The organism is Lysinibacillus sp. NPDC097279, from assembly GCF_044761745.1.
Classification (GTDB): Bacteria; Bacillota; Bacilli; order Bacillales_A; family Planococcaceae; genus Lysinibacillus.
The window spans coordinates 23,221-37,750 of record NZ_JBIWDA010000001.1; the positions used below are offsets into that span (position 1 = coordinate 23,221).

11 protein-coding genes, 1 riboswitch and 1 other annotated feature are annotated in these 14,530 nt (G+C 38.0%); of the genes, 7 read left to right on the plus strand and 4 right to left on the minus strand.

Annotation, left to right across the window (positions count from 1 at the left end):
- The first annotated feature begins 21 nt into the window (after window positions 1-21).
- Window positions 22-140: riboswitch (SAM riboswitch) on the plus strand.
- A gap of 253 nt (window positions 141-393) precedes the next feature.
- On the plus strand, window positions 394-1,590 hold the full coding sequence (metK, locus tag ACIQ1H_RS00125; RefSeq protein ID WP_402885506.1) for a methionine adenosyltransferase: 1,197 nt from the start codon (window positions 394-396) through the stop codon (window positions 1,588-1,590).
- Window positions 1,591-1,883: 293 nt separating this feature from the next.
- Here the strand turns inward: metK and ACIQ1H_RS00130 are convergent, their stop codons facing one another.
- Window positions 1,884-2,396 carry a gamma carbonic anhydrase gene (locus ACIQ1H_RS00130; RefSeq protein WP_139860748.1) on the minus strand — a complete coding sequence of 171 codons (513 nt, stop codon included), beginning with the start codon at window positions 2,394-2,396 and terminating at the stop codon, window positions 1,884-1,886.
- Between the two features lie 135 nt (window positions 2,397-2,531).
- Here ACIQ1H_RS00130 and ACIQ1H_RS00135 point away from each other — a divergent pair, with 135 nt between their 5' ends.
- Both ACIQ1H_RS00135 and ACIQ1H_RS00140 read left to right on the plus strand, forming a co-directional pair.
- Window positions 2,532-3,338 (plus strand): alpha/beta hydrolase, encoded by an 807-nt coding sequence (locus tag ACIQ1H_RS00135; protein WP_402885509.1) that lies wholly within the window; start codon window positions 2,532-2,534, stop codon window positions 3,336-3,338.
- Window positions 3,339-3,467: 129 nt separating this feature from the next.
- Window positions 3,468-4,976 carry an alanine/glycine:cation symporter family protein gene (locus tag ACIQ1H_RS00140; RefSeq protein ID WP_402885512.1) on the plus strand — a complete coding sequence of 503 codons (1,509 nt, stop codon included), beginning with the start codon at window positions 3,468-3,470 and terminating at the stop codon, window positions 4,974-4,976.
- 439 nt (window positions 4,977-5,415) lie between these two features.
- Here ACIQ1H_RS00140 and mnmM read toward each other — a convergent pair whose 3' ends face one another.
- Together mnmM and mnmL are read right to left on the minus strand one after the other, a co-directional pair.
- Entirely contained in the window at window positions 5,416-5,994 is a 579-nt protein-coding gene (gene mnmM, locus ACIQ1H_RS00145; RefSeq protein WP_402885515.1) for a tRNA 5-(aminomethyl)-2-thiouridylate-methyltransferase MnmM, read from the minus strand.
- The gene (gene mnmL / locus ACIQ1H_RS00150) at window positions 5,991-6,947 is read right to left on the minus strand and encodes a tRNA modification radical SAM protein MnmL/YtqA (RefSeq protein WP_173477618.1); all 957 of its coding nucleotides are present in this window, start codon (window positions 6,945-6,947) and stop codon (window positions 5,991-5,993) included. Before mnmL ends, mnmM begins: the two co-directional genes overlap by 4 nt.
- 294 nt (window positions 6,948-7,241) lie before the next feature.
- Here mnmL and ACIQ1H_RS00155 point away from each other — a divergent pair, with 294 nt between their 5' ends.
- The 3 genes from ACIQ1H_RS00155 to ACIQ1H_RS00165 all read left to right on the plus strand — a co-directional run bounded on the left by ACIQ1H_RS00155 (window position 7,242) and on the right by ACIQ1H_RS00165 (window position 10,788).
- The gene (locus tag ACIQ1H_RS00155; protein WP_173477617.1) at window positions 7,242-8,432 is read left to right on the plus strand and encodes an MDR family MFS transporter; all 1,191 of its coding nucleotides are present in this window, start codon (window positions 7,242-7,244) and stop codon (window positions 8,430-8,432) included.
- Window positions 8,433-8,563: 131 nt separating this feature from the next.
- On the plus strand, window positions 8,564-8,911 hold the full coding sequence (locus tag ACIQ1H_RS00160; protein WP_173477616.1) for an ArsR/SmtB family transcription factor: 348 nt from the start codon (window positions 8,564-8,566) through the stop codon (window positions 8,909-8,911).
- A gap of 95 nt (window positions 8,912-9,006) precedes the next feature.
- Complete coding sequence (locus ACIQ1H_RS00165) at window positions 9,007-10,788, plus strand: SulP family inorganic anion transporter (RefSeq protein ID WP_402885521.1); 1,782 nt, start codon at window positions 9,007-9,009, stop codon at window positions 10,786-10,788.
- 44 nt (window positions 10,789-10,832) lie between these two features.
- Here the strand turns inward: ACIQ1H_RS00165 and ACIQ1H_RS00170 are convergent, their stop codons facing one another.
- On the minus strand, window positions 10,833-11,396 hold the full coding sequence (locus ACIQ1H_RS00170) for a transposase (protein WP_402885524.1): 564 nt from the start codon (window positions 11,394-11,396) through the stop codon (window positions 10,833-10,835).
- Window positions 11,397-11,648: 252 nt separating this feature from the next.
- Window positions 11,649-11,862: a binding site (T-box leader), on the plus strand.
- Between the two features lie 91 nt (window positions 11,863-11,953).
- Between ACIQ1H_RS00170 and leuS the strand changes: the two genes are divergently transcribed.
- On the plus strand, window positions 11,954-14,371 hold the full coding sequence (gene leuS / locus ACIQ1H_RS00175) for a leucine--tRNA ligase (protein WP_402885526.1): 2,418 nt from the start codon (window positions 11,954-11,956) through the stop codon (window positions 14,369-14,371).
- Window positions 14,372-14,530: the final 159 nt, after the last annotated feature.

The window sequence follows — 14,530 nt, forward strand, 5'->3', positions numbered from 1 at the left end:
AGATGAGGAATTGAACGGATACTCTTATCCCGAGCTGGTGGAGGGTCAGGCCCTGTGAAACCCGGCAACCTGCATGAACTATTTCACGACATGCGCTGGTGCCAACCTGATGCAAGGGGAAAACCCTTGAACGATAAGAGTGAAAGGTTACGAAGTCATTATTCCTTTCCTCATGTAAAGACGTGAGAAAAGGATTTTTTTATTTTCATAATGAATGTAAAGGTAAGTATATACAATTCTTTCCTTATTATAATGACGGATCTTTCGAAATCCTCATGTTAAAAGCAACAACGGCTTGAAAGTTCTATCCTTCAGGAGCGAACTTGACATGGGTAATGAGTACCGTATTAATTTCGCAAATGCTATTTGTAAGAGTAATAGGAGGAAAACCAAATGACAAACCGTCGATTGTTTACATCAGAGAGTGTAACAGAAGGACATCCTGACAAAATTTGTGACCAAATTTCGGATGCCATTTTAGATGCCATTTTAAAAGAAGATCCAAATGCACGTGTAGCGTGTGAAACAACTGTAACGACAGGATTAGTACTAGTAGCAGGAGAAATCACTACTTCTACTTATGTAGATATTAAAGGTATCGTGCGTGATACTGTAGCAGAAATCGGCTACACACGCGGTAAATATGGCTTTGATGCTGAAAACTTAGCAGTACTAGTAGCAATTGGTGAACAATCACCAGACATTGCCCAAGGTGTAGACCAAGCATTAGAAGCGCGTGAAGGTTCTATGACTGATGCAGATATTGAAGCAATTGGTGCAGGTGACCAAGGATTAATGTTTGGTTACGCTTGTAACGAAACACCTGAATTAATGCCTTTACCAATTAGTTTAGCGCATAAATTAGCTCGTCGTTTAACAGAAGTTCGTAAATCAGGTGAACTAGCATATTTACGTCCAGACGGTAAAACACAGGTGACAATTGAGTATGATGAACACAACATCCCAGTACGTGTCGATACGATTGTTATTTCAACACAGCATGATGAAGAAGCGACACTAGAGCAAATTCAATCAGATTTAAAAGAGTTAGTAATAGCTCCTGTAGTACCTAATGAGCTATTAGATGCTCAGACAAAATATTTCATTAACCCAACAGGTCGTTTTGTTATTGGTGGACCTAAAGGAGATGCTGGTCTTACAGGACGTAAAATCATCGTTGATACATACGGTGGCTATGCACGTCATGGTGGTGGAGCATTCTCTGGTAAGGATGCTACAAAAGTGGACCGTTCTGCTGCATATGCAGCGCGTTATGTAGCTAAAAATATTGTTGCTGCTGGTTTAGCAGAACGTGCTGAAGTACAACTTGCTTATGCCATTGGTGTAGCACAACCCGTATCAATCGCAGTAGATACATTTGGTACAGGAAAAGTAAGCGAAAGCGATATCGTAAAATGGGTTCGCGATCTATTTGATCTACGTCCAGCAGGCATTATTAAAATGCTTGATCTACGTCGCCCAATTTATAAACAAACGGCAGCTTATGGTCACTTTGGCCGTACAGATTTAAATGTGCCTTGGGAAAATACGGACAAGGCAGATGCTTTAAGAGAAAAAGCAGGTCTATAAGCAATGGAAAGGGGCTACTTCATGGCCCCTTTCTAACTTGCTTCAGCATTCATACCTCACGTTTAAAAGTTGGGTTTGAATGCTGAAGCAAGTTACAGATTTTTTGAAGAGCTTGTCAAGCATACAAAAAATCTGGACGGCAATTATGGATAGGCGTAAATGATTGCAAAAAAATTCGCGTCTTTCCGTTTACAGTTGGAAGGAAATCGCGAATTTATTTTTTATCCTGTATAAATGTGTTTCTACAAGAGCACCTACACCTATATCGGCAGCCCTCGTATTTAGGGCATTCATTATTTTTGAAGAGATTTGTAATATTGACCTTTTTCGGCGTATTCTCTAACGATACGTTCCATGTCTTCTTTATCTTCAGCATTTAATTCACGTACGACTTTTGCTGGACGACCTAATGCTAAGCAATTAGGAGGAATGACTTTACCTGGAGGTACAAGACTACCCGCACCAATAAAAGCACCTTCTCCTATCTCTGCCCCATCCAACACGATTGATCCCATACCTATTAATGCATTTTTTCGAATTGTACAGCTATGTAAAGTTACTTGGTGTCCAACTGTTACTTCATCTTCGATTATTAATGGATATTTTGGACTTTGATGTAGACAGCAAAGATCTTGGATGCTTACTCGTTTACCAATTATTGTTGGCGATACATCGCCTCGAATAACAGTATTAAACCAAATAGTGGTTTCGGCACCAATCGTTACGTCACCAGTAACGGTTGCATAGTCAGCAATAAATACCGATGGATCGATATTAGGGGTCTTGTCTTTAAACGGATAAATCATGCTAAACGCCTCTTTTCTTTCTTTGATGTAGTATTATCGTATCAAATGCGCAATTTTATGCAAATATAATTTTATAATGACGAGAATATTTCGTTATAATCAGTGTGTAACTATTTATTTAGGAGGACTATGTGAATGTGGAAATGGGAAGCTGATGGACAAGCGAAGGCTGTGATTGCTATTGTTCACGGTGCTTATGAAAATCACCGTTGGTACGCATGGCTTATTGAAAAACTCAGAATGGAAGGCTTCCACGTAGTCATGGGGGATTTACCAAATCATGGGGCAAATGCAAAACTATCACGAGTCCATGATGAGGACTTTAAAGAGTATAACAAATATACAAGGCATTTAATTGAAAATGCTTTTTCATATGATTTGCCAGTGTTTTTAATAGGGCATGGACTAGGAGCAACGTTATTATTGCATACAATGCATAAGAGAAAATATGAATGTGCAGGTATTGTTTTAACTTCGCCTTGGCTACATTTGAAACTACAGCCTGGTAAGTTGTCAAATGCATTAACTAGCTTAAGTGCTTTAACGGCAAGTGTTAAAATGACACATGATATTTCTTTTGACAAATTAACGCGCAGTATTGAAGGCAGAGATGAAATGAGGGACGAGTTTCCTTTTAAGACAGTTATATCAGTGAAGTGGTATCGCGAACTCCAGCAAATGATGCGCAATTTAGCCGTCATGCCTAAAGCAGAATTTCCGAATACGCCTATGCTTATTATGACTGGCGAAAAAGATAGTATTACGGAAACGAGACAAACACGTAATTGGCTACATCAGCAAGAGTTTGCAGAATTCCAATTTAAGGAATGGGCAAAATGCTATCATAATCTATTCCATGAAATAGAGCGTGAAGAGATTTTTGTCTATATCCGAGATTTTGTTAATAATGCTTTGCGTAGAATTGGATATATAATTCAATAGAATGTTTCCCCTTCGAAAAATATTGTTGAATAAGATGTATAGTAACTTGAAAATAATGTTGTAATTTTCAGAAAAATGTAATACTATAATGTCTTAAAGTAAGAATATTCATATTTTGGGAGGGGTAAAATGGAAGGTATTGTAAGTTTTCTGAACAGTATTTTATGGGGACCGTGGTTTATTTATGGTATTTTATTGATTGGTTTATTCTTTTCGATTATTACACGGTTCCTACAAGTAAGACTCATTAAGGATATGTTCGTCTTAATGTTTAAAGGAGAAAAATCAGAAAAAGGAATTTCTTCTTTCCAGGCGATGTCGATTGCATTATCAGGCCGTGTAGGTACAGGTAATATTGCTGGTACGGCAACTGCAATCGCAATGGGGGGGCCTGGTGCAATTTTTTGGATGTGGGCAATTGCCTTCATCGGTGCTGCGACAGCTTATGTTGAGTCGACATTAGCACAAATTTATAAAGAAGAGAAAGATACCGAATACCGTGGTGGTCCAGCCTTTTACATTGAGAAAGGAATGGGGCAAAAGTGGTTTGCGGTAATTTTTGCGATTGCTGCGTTAATCGCAATGCTAATATTAATGCCTGGCGTTCAATCAAATGCAATTTCTGTTGCTGTTGAAAACGCTTTCGGAATGGATCCTTGGATTACAGGAATAATTATTATTGTATTATTAGGTGCCATTATTTTCGGTGGGGTTAAATCGATTGCAAATGTTGCACAAGTAGTTGTACCGTTCATGGCTTTAGCTTATATTTTAATGGCAATAGTTATTATTTTCATGAATATTTCTCAAGTACCTGCTGTATTTTCTTTAATTTTCTCTAGTGCTTTTGGTGCACAGGAAATATTTGGAGGTATTATTGGTTCAGCAATCGCTTGGGGGGTTAAGCGTGGGATTTATTCAAACGAAGCTGGTCAAGGAACTGGAGCGCATCCAGCTGCAGCTGCAGAAGTTTCGCATCCCGCTAAACAAGGTATTGTGCAAGCGGCTTCTGTGTACATTGATACATTATTAGTTTGTTCAGCTACTGCATTTATGATTTTATTTACAGGTATGTATAATGTTCAAAATGAAAATGCTGCTGAAGGTACAGATCCATTTATTTACGTTGGGGAATTTAATCAAAACGGTCTTACAGGAGACGAGCAAATTACGTTTGCGAAAAGTATTAAAGAAGGTGCTGCGTTTACACAATATGCAGTGGAAACTTCATTGCCAGGGATTGGTTCAGAATTCGTAGCGATTGCATTATTCTTCTTTGCATTTACGACAATCATGGCGTATTACTATATAGCGGAGACGAATGTGGCCTATTTATTCTCAGGGCAAACCGAAAAGATTTTTATTTGGATAGCTAAGATTGCCTTTTTAATTGCTACATTTTATGGAACGGTTCGTACATCGGACCTTGCATGGGCAATGGGAGATGTTGGCTTAGGTTTAATGGTATGGATTAATGTTATAGCTATCTTAATTATTATGAAACCTGCGATTCTAGCATTAAAAGATTACGAGAAACAGAAAAAAGAGGGCAAAGACCCTGTATTTGATCCTCGTAAACTAGGAATTAAAGGTGCAGATTTCTGGATTGAATACAATGATAAACGAAAAAATAAATAATGGATAAAAAGGGTCCTCTCATGAATGAGAGGACTTTTTCCTTTAGCTGCCGTTGATTTCCGCTACGGGCGGCCGCTTTCCGCGGGCACATCGTAAGCCGCAACCCTCGATAGCGCGCGGTTTGTTGCGTCTTACGTACTGTGCTGTTCCCGCAGGAGTCGTCCGCCCTTCACTCCAATCATTTCGTATCCAATCCTCAGCTCTAATCAATTGAACAATATCAAAAGGATAAAAAATTGACAAAAGTATCAGGAGTCACCTGTTTAATGTCTTTTGTCTATGATTTTGATGAATAAGTAGAATGCTATCATATAAGACATCTAGCTAAAGTTATATAGAAACAGTATTTTCTTTATTAAAAAGTATTCCATCATAATTCTTTATAATTCTGAAAAAGAAAAAAGCCCGAAATTTTAAGTTCGGGCTTTTGTATCAGGCGTTAATCGGTAGGTAAGTCTTTCATTTTTTCTAGGGCAATAACAAATGGTGGATCGTTTTGTTGGTTTAGAAATTCGTATTTTAACACATGTACATTTTTTTGTGGTAAATGACTGACAAATTCAATAACCGCGTCTCGTTCTTCTTTGCCACCATGATGACCATGGTAGATAACAAGGACAATTAAGCCTCCGATTTTAAGGAGTTGTAGTAAATCTTTAATCGCTTGTATCGTTGTATTCGGTTTTGTCACGATATCATGATCACTACCAGGTAAATAGCCAAGATTGAAAATTGCAGCAGCTACTGGCTTTTGCACATGTTTGGTAATATTTTCGTGCCCAGTATGTAGCACTAGGGCGCGGTGCTCTAACGCGTTATCTAGCAGACGATGCAAAGTAGCGTCGACAGCACTTTTTTGCACATCAAAAGCATACACTTGTCCGTTATCACCAACAAGCTGTGCTAAAAATAATGTGTCGTGACCATTTCCTGCTGTGGCATCTACAACTGTATCGCCTTCTTGTATCGTGTTTTCTAATAAATGCTGAGCATATTGTAAAACTCGTTGAAGCTTCATTTTGTTACCTCAGCATTATAAAATTTACCTTGCCAACTGCCACGTCGTTCTAATTCCGCATCAATCCCATTTAGTACTTCCCATTTATTGACACTCCACATCGGTCCAATCATTAAATCGATTGGTCCATCACCTGTTATACGATGAATAACCATTTGGGGTGGCAAGATTTCTAACTGATCGGCTACTAATTTTGTATAAACATCCTGGTCTAAAAATTCTAGCATGCCTTTTTCATATTGTTTGACCATTGGTGTCCCTTTTAAAAGGTGAAGTAAATGAATTTTAATGCCTTGGACATCGAGCTTAGCAACCGCGCGGGCAGTTTCCATCATCATGTCATAGTCTTCCAGTGGCAGACCATTAATAATATGAGAACATACGCGAATCCCATGTTTACGCAGTTTTTCAACACCTTCCACATATGTTGCATAATCATGTGCACGATTAATGAGATTTGCTGTTTTTTCATGAACTGTTTGAAGTCCAAGTTCTATCCATAAATAAGTACGTTCGTTTAGTTCAGCTAAATATTCAACAACATCATCTGGTAGGCAGTCTGGACGTGTCGCAATTGAAAGTCCTACTACACCTTCTTGTGCTAATGCTGCTTCAAATTTCTCTTTTAAAACAGGCAGCGGTGCATGGGTATTTGTATATGCTTGAAAGTAAGCCATATACTTGCCATCTTTCCATTTTTGATGCATTTTGTCACGGATTTCGGCAAACTGCACATCAATTGGGTCTACTTTATTACCCGCAAAGTCTCCTGATCCAGCAGCACTACAAAATGTACAACCCCCAAATGCAACGGTACCATCACGGTTTGGGCAATCAAAGCCTGCATCGAGCGCTACTTTAAATACTTTGTGGCCGAACTGATCTCGTAAATATCGATTCCATGTATAATATCTTTTCCCCTCTGTGGGAAAAGGAAAGTTTATTTCTGTCATGTATTTCACTCCTCTAACGTTATATTTTATCATGTGCGTCAGGTTCCGTCATGGATAAGAATTTTTATATGGAAGTATAGTTGCATTGCAAGTTTATTCACTTAAATAACCACTGTATTTCTAGTTGAGAGGAAAGTACATATAGCTCTGTTATAGCCAGAGCGCAATGCAGAAAAATGTATATTCAAAAAAGGAATATTTTATGAAGAAAAGGTAAATTTATTTTCCTTGTACTTTTTTATTTTTCAGCATAAACTAGCTATTTAGAGAAACGAAATAATGGAGGTCAAGAATATGCCAAAAAGTGTTTGGTTTTTAATTATCGGTATGCTTGTGAACACGACGGGCAACTCTTTTTTATGGCCTTTAAATGCCATTTATATGCATGACTACTTAGGAAAGTCACTAGCAATGGCTGGCTTTATTTTAATGTTAAATTCAGCTGCAGGTGTGTTAGGGAATCTTTTAGGTGGCTATTTATTTGATAGAATTGGTGGCTACAAGTCTATTATGCTAGGTATTCTTTTAACAGTTGCCTCGTTAGTCGGCTTAACGATTTGGCATGGCTGGCCTCATTATGTGTGGTTTTTAACCGTACTTGGTTTTAGTGGAGGCATTGTATTTCCAGGTATGTTTGCACTAGCAGGAGCTGCTTGGCCTGAGGGTGGACGTAAAGCATTCAATGCGATTTATTTAGCACAAAATGTTGGGGTTGCTGTTGGTCCCGCATTAGCTGGAATTGTTGCAGATTATCAATTTGATTATGTCTTTGTTGTCAATTTAGCAATGTATATTTTATTTTTCTTTATCGCGTTGATTACATTTAGAGGAATAGATTCAGAAAATATTGCACTGAAAAATGTAGTAAGTGAGAGTAAACGCATTACAAATAAAGCACCATTTTACGCGCTATTAATTTTAAGTATTTCTTCCGTATTATGCTGGCTTGCGTATTCACAATGGAGTGCGACAATTTCATCGTATACGCAGGATTTAGGTTTAGGATTAAAACAATATAGTTTACTTTGGACTATAAATGGACTACTAATTGTCGTTGGGCAACCTTTAATCGCGCCACTTGTGAGACGCTGGGAGCATCAAATAAAAAGACAGCTAGTATTTGGTATTACGCTCATAGCAGCTTCATTTGGAATAATAGCATTTGCTGAAGATTTTAAAATGTTTGCAGCTGCAATGGTCGTATTAACATTTGGCGAAATGTTTTATACACCAGCGTTACCGACCATTGCGAATCAGCTTGCACCAAAAGGGCGCGAAGGTTTCTACCAAGGAATTATTAATAGTGCGGCAACAGCAGGCCGTATGATAGGTCCTTTATTTGGTGGGATAATGGTTGATCAGTTTGGTATGATTGCGCTTGTTTCTATTTTAGTTGTCATCGTATTAATAGGGATCTTCCCATGTTTAATGTATGACCGACCATTACTTTCAAGTGGCAGGCACGCAAACAATTCTGAAAATTAAAGACTAATTTTAGTAAAGCGAATGTAAATCATTCGCTTTTTATTTTTGCGATTGAAATCAACCTCACAAAAAGATACAATCATACATATTCAAATATTTGAATATGTAAACATAATAATGGGGGGATTAACGTGGAAGAAGGCTTACAACAGTTTAAAGCCGATTTTTTTAAAGCTTTAGCACACCCGTTACGAATTAGAATTCTTGAATTATTGGTGGATGGTAAGAAAAGTGTGAACGAGATTCAAAGTTGTCTTGAGAAAGAGGGCTCAGCGGTGTCACAGCAACTAAGTGTATTACGGGCAAAAAATATTGTGTATGGCACGAAAGAAGGGAAAAAAGTTTACTATTCTTTAAGTGATCCGATGATTGTTGAGTTGCTGCGTGTTGCCAAAGACATTTTTAACAACCATTTAATTCATACAATTTCAAGATTAGAAGAAATGACCGTCAGTGAAAATGATGAAGAGATGATATAGGGTCATATTTTTATTCCCCCTTAGAAAACAGCCTAGTAGGAAAGAAACACGGTCTGGATTCAAAGAATTTATTATTTCGAAGGGAAGATTACTGTATGAAATCACTGTTTACGGGGCGGTATGAAGGGTATTCAGCTGATCATTTTAAAAAGGATTTATTGTCTGGAATTATTGTTGGTATTGTTGCAATTCCTTTAGCAATGTCATTTGCCATAGCTTCTGGTGTAAAACCAGAGTACGGTATTTATACAGCATGTATTGCAGGCATACTGATTTCACTATTTGGTGGTTCGAAATATCAAATTGGTGGACCTACTGGTGCTTTTGTGCCCATTTTATTAGGAATTGTATTATCATACGGCTATGAAAATCTATTGATTGCAGGGTTAATGGCGGGTGTCTTGCTATGCTTAATGGGCATTTTTAAGCTTGGCACTCTTATCAAATTTATTCCACGTCCTGTAACGATCGGATTTACTGCTGGTATTGCGGTTATTATTTTTACGGGACAAATTGCAAATTTTTTAGGGCTGACCAATATTACGCGGCATGAATATTTTATCGCAAATATGAAAGAGCTCTTTCTGCACATCGGTACAACAAATTATTATAGTATTTTCATAGCGATCATTTGTCTTGTAATGATACTAGTGACACCGAAAGTTTTTCCGAAAGTACCTGGCCCATTAGTAGGCATTATAGTTTCGACGCTTGTTGCTAGCTTCTTTTTTTCGGGACAAGTTGCAACAATTGCTACAGCTTACGGTCAAATACCAAATACATTGCCAGAGATTAAAATACCTGAAATTACGTTAGAGCGATTGCAATTATTAATAGGGCCAGCATTTGTCATCGCTATGTTGGGGGGGATTGAATCTCTTTTATCAGCGGTCGTTGCGGATGGAATGACAAATAGTAAGCATAATAGCAATCGTGAGCTAGTAGGGCAAGGTATAGCGAATATCATTACACCTTTATTTGGTGGAATTCCTGCTACAGGGGCCATTGCGCGTACGGCAACAAATATAAAAACGGGTGCAACATCCCCGATGTCAGGTATTATTCATGGTGTTTTTGTATTAGTAACGCTGTTGTTATTGGCACCTTTTGCATCGCATATTCCGTTAGCTAGTATGGCACCAATTTTGATGGTCGTTGCGTGGAATATGAGTGAACGGAAGCATTTCGCACATATTGTGAAAGCGAAATCAGGAGATTCACTCGTTTTAATGATTACATTTTTACTTACGGTTTTCACTAGCCTAACGGTAGCTGTAGAAGTAGGACTTGGTTTGGCAGTTGTGTTATTTGTTAAACAAATGAGTGAAAAGTTGGTTGTAGATAAGGTTTTACCAGACCATACAAAAAACAATGGCAAAGTACAGCCGCATGTTGTCAATCAAAAGCATGATTGCCCTCAAATTAGTATTTATTCAATTGAAGGACCGTTATTTTTTGGTGCAGCACAAACATTTGAGCAAACATTGCTACATTCAATGCATGCTCATCCAAAAGTTTTAATTTTGCGTATGAGTAAAGTGCCTTTTATGGACTCTACTGGGGAGTCCTATTTTAGCAATATTGTTCAAAGCTTCAAAATGCGAGGTGGCACTGTGTTAGTAACGGGTATCCATGAAGAATTAAAAGGGGCACTGTTACGAAATGGTCTATACGATCAAATTGGAAAAGATAATTTCTATGAACATACAGGCGATGCTATCAACAGGGCATTGAAGGATTTGGATATGAACAAATGCTACGGATGCAAACATTTTGCCTTCCGTGAATGCGTAGACCTTTCCTCAAACGACCCTCGAGTGACAGGCACAGAAAAAATTCTGACAATTGAAGTTGGCTTGAATAAAAGCTCCACATGATGAATTTTCATGTGGAGCTTTTTTAGTTCGTGTTGCAAAAACAATTACTCGTTTTGTTGAACCTCGCAATATTGACAATAGCATGGAGAGTGAAACTGTGAGGTTTGAAGTATACAATTTTTGAGAATACTCGTATTAAGAAATGGGTAATCTGGTGATGTATTATGCTTATAGTGATGATAGGAGCTATATGGATAATCCTCCATGTTCGCAACAATAGGTGGAGCTGTTGAAATAGGATTACGGTGGATATAGCGGCTAACACTGAGCATATCTAGTTGTGAGGGAACAAGATCTGCAAAGTAGCGACTCTCGTACAGATGACCGCAATATTGATATTTCTTTTTAAAGTAATTACTGTAACGCCAATTAATGATCGCCATCAATTTCCCTAGTGGAACATCCTTTGACTGAATCAGAAGATGGTAGTGGTTAGACATAAGGCAATAAGCGACAATGCTAAAAGTGTGTTTTTGATAAGCATATTGCAGTATACGAAAAAAAGCATCGTAATCAGCAACATTCAAAAAAATCATTTGACGATTGTTACCACGCATAACGACGTGATTATAATGATGTGGAGACCAAAGTCGTTTTTTTCTTGGCACACAATACTACCTCCTTTGTCGTTTTCTTTAGCATAAAAATGAAGATAAATAACGTCAAATGTACAAAAATCACCAAAATACCTAATATTTTAATTTTTTTAGCGAAAAAAGGCTGGAATTTTACAACGCTATCCAAAAAAGCATAGGAAATAATTTTTTTAGCTAATTGTGTGAGAATTGTGTGCGTGTCAGGCACCGATAAAAAGAGGCTTGTGCTTTTATGCACTTTCCATTAGAATAAATGCAATACATGTAAAGACAATGATGAGGAATAGTAAATTTGTGGTTCTTTTTTAGAGAGCTAGCGGTTGGTGGAAGCTAGTAGGGATGCAAATTGAACTCGCCTACTGAGTCTGCGTACATAAGTGTTATGTGTGCCGTCATTTCCGCGTTAAGGAAGCTTGAGCCGAGTGTAATCACTAATTTGGGTGGTACCGCGGGAGATAAGAATGCTCTCGTCCCTTTCTGACAAAGGAAGGGGCGAGTTTTTTTATTTTTTAAATATTTTGTCAATTCTTACGATAAGTGGTATTGAACATATATAAGGAGGAAATAGTATGAGCTTTAATCATCAACAAGTTGAAAAAAAGTGGCAGCAATATTGGGATGTCAACAAAACATTCAAAACAGAAAATGAAACGGATAAACCGAAATTTTATGCACTTGATATGTTCCCATATCCATCAGGAGCGGGACTTCACGTAGGGCATCCAGAAGGGTATACAGCAACTGATATCCTTTCACGTTTCAAACGTATGCAAGGCTTTAATGTTTTACATCCAATGGGATGGGATGCATTCGGTTTACCTGCAGAGCAATATGCTTTAGATACAGGAAATGATCCAGCAGAATTTACAGCAAAAAATATTGCAACATTTAAGCGTCAAATTCAAGAGTTAGGATTTAGCTATGATTGGGATCGTGAAATTAACACAACTGATCCTGAATACTACAAATGGACACAATGGATTTTCATTCAATTATATAAAAAAGGCTTAGCGTATGTAGATGAAGTGGCTGTAAACTGGTGCCCTGCATTAGGGACAGTGCTTGCCAATGAAGAAGTCATTGATGGAAAATCAGAGCGTGGAGGACATCCAGTAGAACGTCGTCCGATGAAACAATGGATGCTAAAAATTACTGCCTATGCGGATCGTCTAATCGATGATTTAGAAGAAGTTGATTGGCCAGAATCGATTAAAGATATGCAACGTAACTGGATTGGACGCTCTGAAGGTGCTGAAGTAACTTTTGGCATTGAAGGAACAGATAAAAACTTTACGGTATTTACTACACGTCCTGATACGTTATTCGGTGCTACTTATACAGTACTTGCGCCTGAACACAAACTAGTGGCTGAAATTACAACAGCTGAACAACAAGCTGCTGTAGAGGCGTATCTTGAAAAAGTAAAAATGAAATCAGACTTAGAACGTACTGATTTAGCTAAAGAAAAAACAGGTGTATTTACTGGAGCGTACGCAGTGAATCCTATTAACGGTAAAAAAATGCCGATCTGGATTGCTGATTATGTATTAGCTACGTATGGCACTGGTGCTATTATGGCTGTTCCTGCCCATGACGAACGTGATTATGAATTCGCTAAAGATTTTGGCTTAGACATCGTAGCTGTGCTTGAAGGTGGCGACATCGACAACGAAGCGTTCACAGGTGACGGTCAGCACATTAACTCGGACTTCCTTGATGGTTTAAACAAAGCAGATGGTATTGCGAAAGCGATTGAATGGTTAGAAGAAAAAGGTGTAGGTGAGAAAAAAATATCTTATCGTCTACGTGACTGGTTATTCTCTCGTCAACGTTATTGGGGAGAGCCAATTCCAATGATTCACTGGGAAGATGGCACAACAACTCCAGTACCAGAAGCAGAATTACCTTTAATGCTTCCGAAAACAGATAATATTCGTCCATCAGGAACAGGTGAATCACCATTAGCTAATATTACTGATTGGGTAAATGTTGTAAATCCTGAAACAGGGATGAAAGGTCGCCGTGAAACAAATACAATGCCTCAATGGGCAGGTTCTAGCTGGTACTTCTTACGTTATATTGATCCGAACAATACAGAAGCGATTGCTGATCCTGAGTTATTAAAACGTTGGTTACCAGTCGATATTTATATTGGGGGAGCAGAGCATGCAGTATTGCACTTACTATACGCACGCTTCTGGCACAAAGTACTGTATGACCTAGGTGTTGTTCACACGAAAGAGCCATTCCAAAAGTTATTTAACCAAGGCATGATTCTTGGTGAAGGTAATGAAAAAATGTCTAAATCAAAAGGCAATGTTGTAAACCCAGATGAGATTATTGAGTCTCACGGTGCAGATACACTTCGCCTTTATGAAATGTTCATGGGTCCATTAGAAGCTTCCGTTGCATGGTCTACGAATGGCTTAGATGGTGCTCGTCGATTCTTAGATCGTATTTGGCGTTTATTTGTTAATGAGGAAGACGGCACATTATCAGCGAAAGTTCAACATTCAGACGATAAGTTCCTAGAAAAGTCATATCACCAAACAGTGAAAAAAGTAACAGAAGACTACGAAGGTATTCGTTTTAATACAGCTATTTCACAAATGATGGTATTCATTAATGATTGCTACAAAGCAGAAGTACTTCCTACGGCTTACGCTGAAGGATTTGTGAAAATGCTAGCACCAATTGCACCACATGTCGCAGAGGAGCTATGGCAGCTGTTAGGTCATGATGCAACATTATCTTACGAGCAATGGCCAGCATACGATGAGTCTAAACTAGTAGACGATGAAGTAGAAGTGGCAGTACAAGTGGCAGGTAAAGTGCGTGCAAAAATCATCGTTGCAAAAGATGCTTCAAAAGAAGAAATTGAAAAAGTAGCATTAGCCGATGAAAAAGTACAAGAATACATGGCGGGTAAAGACTTGGTAAAAATTATTGTAATTCCAGGTAAACTTGTTAATATCGTTGTTAAATAAATAAAAGGAAGAACCGTGATTTCACGCTTATCATTAGCGTACTTCACGGTTTTTTTTCGCCAATTTCTAATAGTAAGTCTGGAGATAATGCGACATGATTTGACAAAACATAGGTAAAAAAGATATTAATTTAGATTTTTATAGCAAAATATGTATCTT